General features: G+C 63.6%; 12 protein-coding genes. 6 read left to right on the plus strand and 6 right to left on the minus strand.

From position 1 onward, the window contains the following. The first annotated feature begins 131 nt into the window (after nucleotides 1-131). Complete coding sequence (locus QY049_RS32135; protein ID WP_258762558.1) at nucleotides 132-1,052, plus strand: alpha/beta fold hydrolase; 921 nt, start codon at nucleotides 132-134, stop codon at nucleotides 1,050-1,052. On the opposite strand, the gene QY049_RS32140 is transcribed toward QY049_RS32135, so the two are convergent. The 6 genes from QY049_RS32140 to QY049_RS32165 are packed head-to-tail and all read right to left on the minus strand — an operon-like array spanning nucleotide 1,049 to nucleotide 8,691. Next, on the minus strand, nucleotides 1,049-1,723 hold the full coding sequence (locus QY049_RS32140) for a spermidine synthase (RefSeq protein ID WP_258762559.1): 675 nt from the start codon (nucleotides 1,721-1,723) through the stop codon (nucleotides 1,049-1,051). The two genes, QY049_RS32135 and QY049_RS32140, sit on opposite strands and share 4 nt — an antisense overlap. Before the next feature lie 30 nt (nucleotides 1,724-1,753). Further along, the gene (locus QY049_RS32145) at nucleotides 1,754-4,990 is read right to left on the minus strand and encodes a bifunctional cytochrome P450/NADPH--P450 reductase (protein WP_301270390.1); all 3,237 of its coding nucleotides are present in this window, start codon (nucleotides 4,988-4,990) and stop codon (nucleotides 1,754-1,756) included. A gap of 30 nt (nucleotides 4,991-5,020) precedes the next feature. Continuing rightward, entirely contained in the window at nucleotides 5,021-6,016 is a 996-nt protein-coding gene (locus tag QY049_RS32150) for an alpha/beta fold hydrolase (protein WP_258762561.1), read from the minus strand. 21 nt (nucleotides 6,017-6,037) lie between these two features. Next, entirely contained in the window at nucleotides 6,038-7,588 is a 1,551-nt protein-coding gene (locus tag QY049_RS32155) for a wax ester/triacylglycerol synthase family O-acyltransferase (protein ID WP_258762562.1), read from the minus strand. Nucleotides 7,589-7,633: 45 nt separating this feature from the next. After that, complete coding sequence (locus QY049_RS32160) at nucleotides 7,634-8,434, minus strand: triacylglycerol lipase (protein WP_301270391.1); 801 nt, start codon at nucleotides 8,432-8,434, stop codon at nucleotides 7,634-7,636. Further along, nucleotides 8,434-8,691 (minus strand): DUF6489 family protein, encoded by a 258-nt coding sequence (locus QY049_RS32165; RefSeq protein ID WP_194476990.1) that lies wholly within the window; start codon nucleotides 8,689-8,691, stop codon nucleotides 8,434-8,436. Before QY049_RS32165 ends, QY049_RS32160 begins: the two co-directional genes overlap by 1 nt. A gap of 373 nt (nucleotides 8,692-9,064) precedes the next feature. Between QY049_RS32165 and QY049_RS32170 the strand changes: the two genes are divergently transcribed. The 5 genes from QY049_RS32170 (at nucleotide 9,065) to QY049_RS32190 (ending at nucleotide 14,698) form a co-directional block, all read left to right on the plus strand. Further along, nucleotides 9,065-10,666, plus strand: coding sequence for an ABC transporter substrate-binding protein (locus QY049_RS32170; RefSeq protein ID WP_258762564.1), 1,602 nt, complete (start codon nucleotides 9,065-9,067; stop codon nucleotides 10,664-10,666). Between the two features lie 101 nt (nucleotides 10,667-10,767). Next, complete coding sequence (locus QY049_RS32175) at nucleotides 10,768-11,748, plus strand: ABC transporter permease (RefSeq protein WP_194476992.1); 981 nt, start codon at nucleotides 10,768-10,770, stop codon at nucleotides 11,746-11,748. A gap of 1 nt (nucleotide 11,749) precedes the next feature. Then, on the plus strand, nucleotides 11,750-12,712 hold the full coding sequence (locus QY049_RS32180; protein WP_194476993.1) for an ABC transporter permease: 963 nt from the start codon (nucleotides 11,750-11,752) through the stop codon (nucleotides 12,710-12,712). A 13-nt stretch (nucleotides 12,713-12,725) separates the two neighbouring features. Then, nucleotides 12,726-13,712: an ABC transporter ATP-binding protein gene (locus tag QY049_RS32185; protein WP_194476994.1), complete on the plus strand. Its 987-nt coding sequence runs from the start codon at nucleotides 12,726-12,728 to the stop codon at nucleotides 13,710-13,712. Continuing rightward, nucleotides 13,709-14,698, plus strand: a complete 990-nt coding sequence (locus QY049_RS32190) for an ABC transporter ATP-binding protein (RefSeq protein ID WP_194476995.1) — start codon at nucleotides 13,709-13,711, stop codon at nucleotides 14,696-14,698. The genes QY049_RS32185 and QY049_RS32190 overlap by 4 nt, the downstream gene beginning before the upstream one ends. Nucleotides 14,699-14,756: the final 58 nt, after the last annotated feature.

Raw genomic sequence — 14,756 nt, forward strand, 5'->3', positions numbered from 1 at the left:
TTGTCGCCATACCACACCGTTGCGACGGGCCGGTCAACGGCTAAGCGACAGGGCGATGTCGCACGCACGGCTTCTTTGCGACGGCAAACCGTGCGATACATTTCCTGCCTCGAAGCCAAGGGAACACACCGGTGAACGCCTCCACGCATCAACCGCCGCAGACCGTCCGCGCCAACGGCATCGACATCTGCTACGAGATTTTCGGTAACGACCATGCGGAGCCGCTGCTGCTGATCATGGGGCTCGGGGCGCAGATGATCCACTGGGACGATGCGTTCTGCGAGCAGCTCGCCGCACATGGCTTTCGCGTGATCCGGTTCGACAATCGCGACATCGGCAAGTCGAGCCATCTTACCGGCGGCAAGCGCCTGACGCCGCTCGAGCTGCTGAAGCTGCGCTTCCTCAGGATTCCAGTCGCCGCGACGTACAAGCTGATCGACATGGCAAAGGACACCGTCGGCCTGATGGATGCGCTCGGCATCAAGTCGGCGCACCTGGTCGGGGCCTCGATGGGCGGCATGATCGCACAGGAAGTCACACTGTCATTTCCGCAGCGCGTGCGCTCACTGACCTCGATCATGTCGACGACAGGCAATCCGCGCGTGCCGCCGCCGACGCGGGAGGCTGCCGCGATGCTGATGGCGCCGCCGCCGCGCAGCAAGGAAGAGTACGTCGTCCGCTTCGGCGAGACTTGGAAAGTCTTGCGCGGCGGCTCGTTTCCGGAGGAAGAAGCGCTCGACCCAGGCCGCGCGGAACGCGTCTTCGCCCGTGGGCTCAATCCGGCGGGGGTCGGGCGACAGCTCCGCGCCGTGCTGGCATCCGGCAGCCGCAAGGAGCGGCTGCATCACGTGAAGACGCCGACGCTGGTTATTCACGGCACGGTTGATCCACTGGTACGCCCCGAAGGCGGCAAGGACACCGCAGAGTCAATTCCAGGCGCAAAGCTGTTGATGATCGAAGGCATGGGCCACGCGCTGCCGGCGCGGTTCTGGCCCGAGATCATCGGCGCCATCGACAAGCACGCCCATGGCGCCGCGGCACGGGCGGCCTAAGCCTTCTTCGCAATCCAGATCACGTGGCGCGCGCCCCCACCTCGGCCGGTGGCGCGGACAGCGACTTCATTGACGTCGAAGCCGGCGCGGGCGAGGCGCTTCGTAAACGCGGGATTGGGTCCGGACGACCAGACCGCAAGCACGCCTCCGGCCCGAAGTGCCGCCTTTGCCGCCGTCAGCCCGCCGGCGCTGTAGAGCGCATCGTTGCCCTTGCGGGTTAGGCCTTCCGGCCCGTTGTCGACGTCGAGCAGAATCGCGTCGAAGGCCGAGCTCTTCGCCCGGATAATTTCGCCAACATCGGTCTCCCGGATGCTCACCCTGGCATCGTCGAGGCTGTCGCCGAAGACCTCCGCCATCGGCCCGCGCGCCCAGGTGACAACCGCAGGCACGAGCTCGCAGACCACGATCTTCGCCTTGGCTCCGAGCACAGCGAGTGCCGCGCGCAACGTAAAGCCCATGCCGAGGCCGCCGATCAGAACGGCCGGCTTTGCGACCTTCTCGATCTGCTTCGCTGCAAGCGTTGCAAGTGCGGCCTCGGAGCCCGAGAGACGGTTGTTCATCAGCTCGTTGGTGCCGAGCTTGATCGAAAACTCCCTGCCCCGCCGCATCAGGCGGAGTTCCTCGTCGGAGCCGGGGATTTTGGCGGTGTCGAGTTTTTCCCAGGGAATCATGCCTGACGTTTAGCACGATTGGGCTGGCGGTCACCCGCCGGCCCAGACGTCCAGCACGTAACGATTCTTCGCACCCATCTCCTCGATCCAGCGGGCGCCCGCAGTCGCATCGCTGCCGCTCTTCTCGCGATAGATCGCAACCAGCGCCGCCTTCACGTCGGGCTCCATCCTGCTGCCGTCGCCGCAGACATAGATGATCGCGCCCTGCTCGATCAGCGGCCAGACCTTGTCTTTCTCCGCGGCGAGGACGTGCTGGACATAGGTCTTAGGTCCATCCGCGCGCGAGAATGCGGTGAAGAGCTCGGTGATGCCACTGCCAGCCAGTGCCTGCAGCTCATCCGCGTAGAGAAAATCCTGATCGGGATGGCGGCAGCCGAAGAACAACATGGAGGGACCGAGGCCGGCGCCCTTCGCCTTGCGCGCGGCGCGTTCCTGGAGGAAACCGCGGAACGGCGCCAATCCAGTGCCAGGGCCGATCATGATGATCGGCACCGATGGATCGTCGGGTAGCCGGAATCCGGCCTTGGTTTCGCGCACGGTCGCGTAGATCGTGTCGCCTGCGCGGCGGTTGGCGAGATAGTTGGAGCAGATGCCCTTGTAGGTGCCGCGCCCCGACGCTGCCGGCCCTTCGACCACACCGACCGTGACGCTACAGAGCGTTGGATCGACCGACGGCGAAGACGAGATCGAGTAGTAGCGCGGTGCCAGCAGTGAGAGCATTTCCAGATAGACGTGGAACGGCAATTCACAAGCGGGATATTCGAGCAGCAGATCGAACACTGACTTGCGCTTCGCCAGAATCTCGCCGCGATAGCGCTCGAGCGTTTCAGGCTCCTCGCCGACGAACGCGAGCAGCTTCGGCTTGGTGACGGGACACCGAGTGTGCTCGGTCATGGTCTGGATCTGTTTGCGCGTTGCCACTTGCTGCAACTCGACGAACTCGCTGAGCAGGCGTCCGACCGATACGGCATTGCCGACCGGCAATTGCGCGCGCCGGCCCTCAGCGACCTGAAGCCGGATCTGGTCGGCTGGCAGGAAACCGAAGCGACGGGCGACGGAATCCACCAGCGTCGGATCGTTGCGCGGAACGACGCTCAAATGATCGCCGACGCGATAGGTGATGTTGGACGGAAGTTGCACCTCGATATGGCGCGTCGAGCGCTCCGACGGAATCGCGCCGGACTTGTTCTGGAGCTCGTCATTGACCAGCACCTTCATCGCGACGGCGCCACCCTGGGCGACGATGGTGTTGACCGTGGTCACCGCGACCGGCTCGATCGCATAGAGCGGGTCGTCTTCCGCGGTACGGGTGAAATTCCAGTCGATGCCGAATTCCTTGGTCGCGACCTGGGCCGCGGCCGGGAACCATTTCTGGAACTGGCCGTCGAGATCGCTGCGCGCATCGCCCTCACCGCGCGGATAGACCGCGCGCGCGCCGTGCCTGGACAATTGCTCGTCAATGAAGCGCGGCACGGATTGATAGGTCGCGGCCCAGTCGCTGTTGCCGCAGCCGAACACGGCGTAACGCACATTGGCGAAGGCATCCTTCGGCAGATCCTCGCCGAGCCATTTGACGAACTGCGTCGCATTGTCGGGCGGCGCGCCGTTGTAGGAGGCGCAGATGATCAGCACGCCGCCATCCTGCGGCAGCTTGCCGACGTAGTCGTCGAGCGGGCCGAGATGCACGGCAAAGCCGTTGATCTCCGCGAGATCGGCCATGCGCGTCGCGAGCTCCTCGGCGGTACCAAGGTTCGAGCCGTAAAGAACCAGCATCGGCGTGTTATGGCCCGGGCGCGTTGTCGGCTGACGCGGCGCTCTCGGCGCGGAGACCGCAGCCGCGACAGGCCCGCCATAGGCACCGCGCTCGCGATCGGCGCGCGGACGCACCTTGATCTTGAAGCCTTCCGGCTTCATCGTCAGCGTTTCCTTCAGATGCATTTGGTAGCGCTGATGGTCGATCAGCTTGAAGCGCTGCAGGATCATGCCGAGCGCGAGCGCGGCCTCGTGCATGGCGAAGCCACGGCCGATGCAGGCGCGCTGGCCGTTGCCGAACGGCTTCCAGGCATTGATCGGCCGCTTGGCCTCGGCTTCCTTGCTGAAATTCTCGGGATCGAACGCATCCGGGTTCGGGCCCCAGACCGAGGGATCGCGATGCAGCGCGGTCACCAGGATCGTGGTGAAGGTGCCCTTGCGGAGCTTGTATTTGCCGCCGCCGATGGTTTCGTCGTTCAGCGGCGAGATGCCGTAGGCCGGCGCCGGCGGCCACAGTCGCAGCGCTTCCTTCAGAATCTGCGTGATGTAGGCGAGCTGGGTCACCTGCTGGTAGGTCGGCTTGGCGTTGACGTCGGGGCCGAAGACGCGGTCGACCTCATCATAGGCCTTCTTGAGAACGTCCGGGTGCTTGAGCAGCGCATAGAGCGTGTAGGACAAGAGACCGCTGGTGGTCTCGTGGCCCGCGATCAGGAAGGTATTGATCTGGTAGCGGATGTTGACGTCGTCGAGCTGCTCGCCGGTCGAGCGGTCGACACCGGTCATCATTGCCGCGAGCATGTCCTTCTTGTCGTCGATGCCTTCCGCGCTCTTGCGGCGCTCGGCAATGATCTCGTCGACCATCTTGTTCATGAAGGCGACGTCTTCTGCCAGCGTCTTTCGCCGCTTCTGCATCCAGAGCTGCTCGAACGGCAGGCCGCGCGTCATCATGATGGTTTCGAGCGAGCGCACCAGCGACTCGACGAAGGGATGGTAGTCGCGCCGGTAGAACGAATTGAAGCGGTAGTCGAAGCCACACAACCCGATCGTGTCGAGCGTCAGCGCCGTCATGTCGTGGACCACGTCGATTTCGTCGTCGGCGTTGAGCCGCTCCCATTTCTGGACGAGCTGCTCGGCGATGTCGACCATGCTCGGATGATAGGACTGCATGGCGCGGTTGCCGAAGGGTTGCAGCAGGATGTTGTGCGCCTTGCTCCAGTTCGGCTCCTTGGTGTCCGCCGTGAACAGGCCGTCGCCACCGACCGCGCGCACCCGCCGCAGCGCACCGCGCACCGTCTTGTCGAAGCGCTTTTCGTCGGAGAGCTCGTCGACGAGATCATGGCCTGACACGACGACGATCGGCGAGCCCATCATGTCGAGCCAGAAGATCGGGCCGAGCTCCTTGGTAAGCCGCGTCAAGTGTTGCACGGGCGCGGCCGAGTCGAGCGACAGCATGTTGCCGACCACCGGCTTGGTCGGCGGATGCGGAATCGGCTCCAGGCGGTTCTTGGATGACATTGCTACGTTTCCCCCGCTCGCAATGACGAGCTAACCAAACCGTCTTCTACGCCATTCGATCAAGATGGAGCTGACCTCTTCCGGCTTCTCCTGCTGCGTCCAATGGCCGCTGTCCTTCACCAGATATTTCTCGAGGTCAGCCACCAGTCTCTCCATGCCGTCGGCCGCGGACGGCGGCAGCACGGCGTCGTTCTCTGCCATGATCATCAACGATGGCACGCCGATGTGATGGTCGAGCCCCTTCGAGCGCTCCCAGTTGCGAGTGAAATTGCGGTACCAGTTGATGCCACCGGTGAAGCCGGTTGTCGTAAAGGTGTCAACGAAGACCTTCTTCTCGTCCGGCGACAGGATCGGCGTGCGCGGATCGACCTTGGCATCATAGGCCGCGATCATCTGCGGAAACGCCAGATTGGTCTTCGACGAAGCGCCGACGCCTGCGATCGGCGCCTCTCCTGATTTCTCCGCCGGCCGTAGCAGCGGCTTACGCATGAACGCGTCAAACGTCTGCTCGACGCGGCTGGCAAAGATCCTGTCCGGCTCGCGCGCGGGATCCTGGAACTGGACGATATACATCTGGTCGCCAAAGCGCTGGCGGAACAGTGCGATCGGGTCCATCGGCGCGCGGTCCCAATGCGGCGTGTTGACACCGACCACACCGGCGACGCGTGTGGGGTGCCGCAGCGGCATCTGCCAGACCACGAAGCCACCCCAGTCGTGGCCGACGAAGATCGCCTTCTCGATGTCGAGATGATCGAGCAGCCCGACGAGATCGCCGGTCAAATGCTCCATGTCATAGGCCTCGACCGGCTCAGGCCGGTCGGTTGCCCCATAGCCGCGCTGGTCCGGCGCGATCACGCGGATGCCGGCCTCGCTGAGAGCCTTGATCTGATGGCGCCAGGAGAAGGCGAGCTCCGGCCAGCCATGGCACAGCACCACCGGCGGCTTGTCGGTGACAGGGCCCGCCTCGTAATAGCCCATGCGGATTCCGTTCGTCTGCGCGAACTTGAGCGGAGGCATTTCGATCATAGCAAATGTCCTGAAAATTTCTTATTCGGCCGCGCCCTTGATGTCGGACGCAGGCGGCGCGTAGGCCGCTTCGAGCGCGGCAAACTCCTCCGGCAGCATGTCGCACATCACTTGCACATGCGGAATGATGTTGGCGCCGACGATGAAGCCGAAATCGAGCTGGTCGCGGTAGCTCTGCACGGTGATGTTCAGTGCCTGCCCATGAGTAGAGATCGACACCGGGAAGATATGCAGCAGCTCGGCGCCTGCCGCATAGAGCGTCTGCCGCGGTCCCGGCACGTTGGAGACGGTGATGTTGGCCGCCGGCGGCAACACGTCCGACAGGTCCGAGCGGCTGTAGAGCAGCGCCAGGATCTGCACGATGATCGGGGCACCCAGCATCGAGATGTTGGACACCTGCGGCATCAAGGCCCGCAGTGGATGCGACATCTCCTTGGACTTGGTCGACTGCGCGATGATGGCCTCGAGCCGCGCCTTGGGATCCGCGATATTTGTCGCAATCGAGCAGATCATGCCGAAGACCTGGTTGTTGGCTTCGGTGTTGCCTTCCTCGCGCAGCGAGATCGGCACGGCGGCGGTCAGCGATTTCGCCGGCAGTGTGCCATATTGCAGGAGATAGCGCCGGACCACGCCGGAGGCGAGCGCCAGCACGACGTCGTTGAGCTTGCCGCCGGCCAGCTTGGCCAGCGCCTTCGATCGTGACAGCGAGATCGACACGCCAGCAAAGCTCCGCTCAGACGAGATCGTCTTGTTGAGCATGGTCGGCGGCGACACCATGCTGGCGAGGCTCTCGCGCGACTTCGGATCGGAGATCTTGCCGAGCACGTCGGAGACGCTTTTGACCATGGTCGGGATGTTGCCGGCAAAGCGCACCGCGCTCTCGATCTGGTACATCGCGTTGTCGAACAGGATCGACCCGATGTCGCTCTTGCCGGTCCGCGGCAGTTGCAGATTCTTCGCGGCCGCCGAGGCTTCGAGCGGCTGGCTGAAAAGCTGCTGATAGGAATCGAGCAGGTTTGCCGCGATGTCGCGCGGCTCCTGCCCGGGCTTTGTCCCGCCCGTCGGCGGCTCGACCTTCCGCGGGATCGGCGAGATATCGTAGATCATGTTGGTCAGGGCCGCACCGGCGCCGCCGTCGATTGCGGCATGGTGCATCTTGGAATAGAGCCCGACCTCGTTGTCCTTCATGCCCTCGAACACGTAGAATTCCCAGAGCGGGCGAGCCCGGTTCAGGAGCTTGGCATGCATCCAGCCGACGATGCGCTCGAGCGTGGCGCGATCGCGCGGCGCCGGCAGGCTGGCGCGGAAGATGTGACGGTCGATGTCGAACTGGTCGTCCTCAACCCAGGTCGGATGATCGATGTCGAGCGGCGCCTTCTCCAGGCGCGCCTTCAGGATCGGCGCGATGTGCAGCCGAGAGACGATCATCGCCTTGAAGTCTTCGAAGAAGTCGCCCTTGTAGTCGTCGGGCAGGCGAAAGATCGCCATGCTGCCGACATGCATCGGCATCTCAGGTGTTTCCAGATAGAGAAACGACGCATCCAGCGACGACAGCTTCTTACCGTCAGCCATAGTTCCCTCCGCTTGTATTTGACGGGCGTCTTTTGGCGCTTCTCGTCAGGCCGATACTGCCCGCTCCGGCGGGGCATATGCAATGGCAAACGGCCCGCCCCGGTCAAATGGCCAGAACTCTCCCTCCGGTTGCGCGAGGCGATCCGCCACGGCCCACAGCGCAGCCGGGTTCACCCCGAGCCCGATATGGCTTGCCAAATGTACCTCGATATTCTCGGCGCGGTCATTGGGGCGCAGCAGGCAGGTCCGCCAGTTCACGACGCCGTCCGAGCGCGAATAGATCGACGTCGCAGGCACCTTGAGGTCGCCGGCGATCGCCTCGCGCACTTCGGCAAAATCCTCGACCTTCTCACCGGACAGCGCCTCGTAGAGGGCCGTCGCATTGGTCGCCCGTACATCGTTGGCGAAGGGGCTGCCGAGCGTAATGACATAGCGGACCATCTCGGGCGCCTGGAGCGCGAGATCGCGGGCATAGACACCGCCGAGGCTCCATCCGACCAGGCTGACCTTGCGACCGCTTGCGGCGTGGATTTCGGCCAGACGGGCGCGCAGGGCCTCCCTCATCCGCGCCAGGCCGCCGAGATTGCGGCCCATCCGCCAGGCATGCGCCTCATGGCCGAGCTCGCCGAGATAGCGCCGCATCGGTACCATCGAGAGATCGCTGGCGAGAAAGCCCGGCAACGCCAGCACCGGATGGCCGTCGCCTTTGGGCGCGCGCATCAGCAGCGGTGATAGCAGGACACTGGCGTTGAGCTCGAACAGGCCGCGCGCCTCCGCGAGCAGCAGGCCGAGGGCCGGCGGACGAAGGCGGCCCGAGCCCGACGCTCCGTCGCGCGCTTCAGGCATTACTTCTTCTTGTCGCCGCTACGCGGGCTGCCGAGACCTGCCATGGTCACGAACATGTCCTGAAACCGCTCCGCGATCTTTGGATCGAAGGTGAACCAGCTCTGGATCAACGATTCCGGCGAGACTTTCTCGATGTTGCTCAGGACCTGCTGCTGGAGCTTGTCCATCACCGCCGTCTGCATCGGCGCCACGTCAGGCAATCCGAAGAACTGGCGGGCCTCGAGAGGGGTGCAGTCGATTTCGATATTAACTTTCATGTCCCCTCCGGATGAGATTCGAGCGGCGTCACACAGTATCGCCGCGACATGGTGTGCGACGCAAGCGACCTGAGCCGGGGGCCGGGCGCCGGCGTTCGCAATCGGCGGATATGGTCAATCAACTTGTCGGCGCAAACGGGCACCGGCCGACCGCTTCCGCGGTCATTTCGAGGCCTCACCGGCCGAAAGTCCAATGTCGCCAGCACGCCTTTCGCCCATAAATTGTTGGTCAGCATTGCTGCACAGCGGTGCAACTTGGCGCGTTCCTTGCTGGAATGGCGCTTGCACGGGTCGAGAACTCTGGGCAACATGGATCGATCAGCCCCGCCGAACAATCAAAAATCACGGCGCGGGCGAGTGGAGAGGGTCAAGAATGTCAGTCGGACGAAGTCTGTTTGCGGCGACGCTCGCCGGTGCGCTCGCGTTGGCGGTGTCGCCGGCGTCGAGCCAGACGCTGCGCTATGCCAACCAGGGTGAGCTGAAATCGCTCGACCCCTATACGCTGAACGAGTCGACCACCAGTGCGCATCTCGGTCATGTCTATGAGGGCCTGGTTGCCCGCGACAAGAACCTGAAGATCATCCCGGCGCTCGCCGAGAGCTGGGAGACCCCGGAGCCGACACGCTGGCGCTTTCACCTGCGCAAGGGCGTCAAATTCCACAACGGCGACCCCTTCACCGCCGACGACGTCGTGTTCTCGGCCGACCGCGTGCGAGCGAAAGGTTCGAATTTTCAGAGCCGCATTCCCGCCGATGCAAAGGTCGTCAAGATCGACGATTACACCGTCGATTTCGTCCTGACCTCGCCCAATCCCATCCTGACCGCGCTGTGGGCGACCTGGTACATCATGGACAAGAAATGGGCAGAGGCGAACGATGCGGTGGCACCGACGCCGGCCGCGGCCACGACCCCGAGCTACGCCTCTCTCCATGAAAACGGCACCGGCCCCTTCACGATCGAGAGCCATCAGCCGGGCGTGAAGACCGTCTTCAAAGCCTATCCGAATTGGTGGCGCAAGCCGGAACATAATCTGAAGGAGATCATCTTTACGCCGATTGCCAACCCCGCCACGCGTGTTGCGGCGCTGTTGTCCGGCGAGGTCGACGTGATCGAGCCGGTTCCGGTCCAGGACATCGAGCGCGTCAAAGCAAGCCCCAACGCCACCGTGCTGACGGGACCTGAACTCCGCACCATCTTTGTCGGCATGGACCAGGCGCGTGACGAGCTCTTGTACTCCAACGTCAAGGGCAAGAACCCGTTCAAGGACGTGCGCGTCCGCGAAGCGGTCTACCGGGCGATCGATGTCGACCTGATCAAGAACCGCGTCATGCGCGGACTGTCCACGCCGTCCGCGTTGATGGTCGCACCTGAGATCTTTCCGCTGTCGAAAGACTTCACCCGGCCGAAGTTCGATCCCGACACCTCCAAGAAGCTCCTGGCGGACGCCGGTTACCCCGACGGTTTCGAGGTGACCATGGATTGCCCGAACGATCGCTACGTCAACGACGCGGCGATCTGTCAAGCCGTCGTCGGCATGCTCGCCCGCATCAACATCAAGGTGGATCTGCTGGCACAGCCAAAGGCCCAGTATTTCGCCAAGGTGCTGAAGCCCGGCGGCTACAAGACTTCGCTGTTCTTGCTGGGCTGGACACCGGATACGCTCGACTCCCACAACGTGCTCCACGACATCATGGGCTGCCGGGACGATCCCAAGGATCCCAACCGCGGCGAAGCTAATCTCGCCGGTTATTGCAACAAGCAGTTCGACGAACTCGCGGACAAGGTTCTTCTGGAGCCCGACCCGACCAAGCGTGATCAACTGATCAAGCAGGCATTCGAGCTCTCGATGAAGGACTGGGCCTATATCCCGCTGCATCAGCAGGCCCTCGCCTGGGGCGTGTCGAAGAAGGTGAAGCTGACCCAGCGCGCGGACAACCAGGTCCTGCTCTACTGGGCGACCAAGCAGGACGAATAGGTGTCGACATCTTGTGAAGTCCCGGAAGCTCTGGCTTCCGGGACTTGCCGTTTCGGGCTAACGCAATGATGCGTGCTGCTGAAGAGATGTGAAAGGAACAGATGCTCGCTTTCACACTGCGCCGGGCCATCCAGGCCATCGGTGTCATGATCGCCGTCGGCGTCATCGCGTTCTCGATGTTTCGCTTCGCCGGCGATCCCGTGAACCAGATGGTCGGGATGGATACCTCGGGCGCCGAACGCGCCGCGATCCGCAAATCGCTCGGGCTCGACGATCCCGTGATCGTGCAATTCGGCCGCTACGTCGGCAACGCCGCGCAATTCAAGTTCGGCGTGTCCTACCAATTCCGCCTGCCGGTCACGAACCTGCTGATGGAGCGGATGCCCGCAACGCTGGAGCTTGCGATCTGCGCCACCATCTTCGCGATGATCAGCGGCATCCTGATGGGGGTCTATTCGGCGCTGCGCCGTGACAGCTGGCTCGCGCACATCTTCCAGGCCGTCTCGCTGATCGGCATTTCGCTGCCGACCTTCCTGATCGGCATTCTCATGATCTACCTGTTCTCGGTGACGCTCGGCTGGCTGCCCTCGTTCGGCCGCGGCGACGTCGTGCATATCGGCTGGTGGACGACGGGGCTCCTGACGCTGTCCGGCCTGAAGGCGCTGATCATGCCGTCGATCACGCTTGGCCTGTTCCAGATGACGCTGATCATGCGCCTGGTCCGCGCGGAGATGCTGGAGGTGTTGCGCACCGACTACATCCGCTTCGCCCGCGCGCGTGGGCTCACCACACGGGCAATTCATTTCGGCCATGCCCTGCGCAACACGCTGGTTCCCGTCATCACCGTGGCCGGTCTGCAATTTGGCTCGGTCATTGCTTTCGCGATCATCACCGAGACCGTGTTCCAATGGCCGGGCATGGGGCTCCTGTTCGTTCAGGCCGTTCAGAACGTCGATATCCCGATCATGGCGGCCTATTTGATGATGGTGTCCCTGATCTTCGTCACCATCAATCTCGTGGTTGATATTCTCTACACCATCGTCGATCCGCGGCTGCGCTCGACGGTCAGCCGGGCGCACTGACATGAGCGAGGCCGTCGTTCCCCACACCACCGAGAAGCGTCCCGCGACAGCACCTGGCTGGTTCAAGCGCGCGCTCGACAGCGACGTGTTTTATTCGTTTCGCCGCTCCAAGATCACCATGATCGCGGCGGGTGTGACGCTGCTGTTCTTTCTGATCGCGATTTTTGCCTCCGTGCTGTCGGTGCAAAATCCGTTCGACCCGGCACAGCTCCAGTTGATGAATTCGCGCATCCCGCCGCTCTGGACCGCAGACGGACAGAGCCCGTTCCTGCTCGGCACCGACGAACAGGGGCGCGACGTGCTGTCCGCTATCCTCTACGGCCTGCGCATCTCGCTGCTCGTCGGCGTCCTCGGCGTCGTCCTCTCCGGCGCGATCGGTATCCTGCTCGGGCTGACGGCTGGCTATTTCGGCGGCGCCGTCGATGGGCTGATCATGCGCATCGCCGACGTGCAGCTCTCGTTTCCGGCCATCCTGATTGCACTGCTGATCAACGGCATCGCCAAATCGGTCTTTGGCAACAAGCTCGACGAGATGAGCATGCTGGCGGTGCTGGTCTTTGCGATCGGCCTGAGCTTCTGGGTGCAATACGCGCGCACGGTGCGTGGCTCGGTCCTGGTCGAGAAGAACAAGGACTATGTTGCAGCCGCGCAATTGATCGGCCTACCCGCCCCCGTCATCATGCTGCGCCATGTGCTGCCGAACACCACCGGGCCGATCCTCGTGATCGCCACCATCAACCTCGCACTCGCCATCATCACCGAGGCAACGCTGTCGTTCCTCGGCTCGGGCATGCCCGAGACCATGCCGTCGCTCGGCACGTTGATCCGCATCGGCAACGGCTATCTGTTCGCAGGCGAATGGTGGATCGTCGCCTTCCCCGGGATTGCGCTCGCAGCGCTGATCCTGTCGATCAATCTGCTCGGCGACTGGCTGCGCGACGCGCTCAACCCCAAACTCCGATGAGTATGCAGCGTTCATGACCGAACCCGTTCTCTCCGTCCGCAATCTCCGGGTCGAGTTCGCCTCCCGTCGCGGCACGTTGCGCGCCATCGATGGCGTCTCCTTCGACATCGCCAAGGGCGAAGTGCTAGGCGTCGTCGGCGAATCCGGCGCCGGCAAGTCCGTCACGGGGCTTTCGGTGATCGGCCTGATCGATCCGCCCGGCCGCATCGCCGGCGGTGAGATCCGTCTCGCCGGCACGCGTATCGACAATCTGCCGCCGGAGGAAATGCGCCGTATCCGGGGAAAGCGCATCGGCATGATCTTCCAGGATCCGCTGACTTCGCTCAATCCGCTGTACAAGGTCGGCGACCAGATCGTCGAGACGATCCGGACCCATCTCAATCTCTCCGAACAGGCCGCGCGCCGCCGCGCCATCGACCTGCTTGCCGAAGTCGGCATTCCCGCTCCGGAAAAGCGCATCGACGGCTATCCCCACGAATTCTCGGGCGGCATGCGCCAGCGTGTGGTGATTGCGCTTGCGATCTGCGCCGAGCCGGAACTGATCATCGCGGACGAGCCAACCACCGCGCTCGACGTCTCCGTGCAGGCGCAGATCATCTCGCTGATCAAGCGGCTCGGCCGCGACCACGGCACCGCCGTGATGCTGGTGACCCACGACATGGGCGTGATCGCCGAGACTTCAGACCGCGTCGCGGTGATGTATGCCGGCCGCGTCGCCGAAATCGGCCCGGTGCAGGACGTCGTCAGGAACCCGCTGCATCCCTATGCCAAGGGCCTGATGGGTGCGATCCCGACGCTTGCCGGCGATGACAAGCGTCTGGTGCAGATTCCAGGCTCGATGCCCCGCCTGTCGGCGATCCCGCCCGGCTGCTCATTCAATCCGCGCTGCGCTTCCGCGTTCGACCGCTGCCGGGTTGAACGGCCGGAACCGCTGTCCCACGGTGCGCAATCCGTCGCCTGCCATCTCTATGACACCGCGCCGGCGGAGACCGCGGCATGAGCGTCCCCTTCGTCCAGGCCACAAATCTGCGCCGCGTCTTCGATGTCTCGAAGCCCTGGCTCAACCGCGTGCTCGAGGGTGGCCATCTCGAATATCTCAAGGCTGTCGACGGTGTCACCTTCGACATCAAGAAGGGCGAGACCTTTGCGCTGGTCGGCGAGTCCGGCTCCGGCAAGACCACGGTGGCCCGGATGGTGGTCGGCCTGTTGCCGCCGAGCTCCGGCGATGTCCTGATCGACGGCGTCTCGATGACCGATCCGCGGCAAGGCCAGGCGCGACGAAAGCTGCGCCGCCGTATCCAGATGATTTTCCAGGATCCCTATGCGAGCCTGAACCCGCGCTTCCGGGTCGATGCCATCATCTCTGAGCCGATCCGCGCCTTCGACCTGATCCAGGGCGAGCGCGACATCCAGGCCCGCGTCGGTGAGTTGCTCAGCCTCGTCGGCCTGCATCCCGACGATCGGCTGAAGTTCCCGCATGAATTTTCCGGCGGCCAGCGCCAGCGCATCGCAATCGCGCGGGCGCTCGCCTCCGACGCCGAGTTCATCGTCTGCGACGAGCCGACCTCTGCGCTCGACGTCTCCGTGCAGGCGCAAATCCTGAATCTGATGCGCGATCTCCAGGACAAGTTCGGCCTGACCTACATGTTCATCAGCCACAACCTCGCCGTGGTCCGCCACATGGCGAGCCGGGTCGGCGTAATGTATCTCGGCCGCATCGTCGAGATCGCGGAAGGGCGCGAATTGTTTGCCAGCCCGCGCATGCCCTACACCAAGATGCTGCTGGGCGCCGTGCCTGATCTTGCCATGAGCGGCCGCCAGCGCATTCCGGTGAAGGGCGAGATCCCGAACCCGATCAATCCGCCGCCCGGCTGCGCCTTCAACCCGCGCTGCCCGCTGGCGTTCGACCTCTGCCGCAAGGAAGCTCCAAAACTGATTGACGGCGTCGCCTGCCATGCCGTTAACACCGCGCCGGTCCCGGCATAACGCGCGCGTGCCATGCGGCCTGTGCATTTGGCATTCCAGCACCTGATGTGATCAATTG

It is taken from the genome of Bradyrhizobium sp. WYCCWR 13022, from assembly GCF_030435535.1.
Lineage (GTDB): Bacteria > Pseudomonadota > Alphaproteobacteria > Rhizobiales > Xanthobacteraceae > Bradyrhizobium.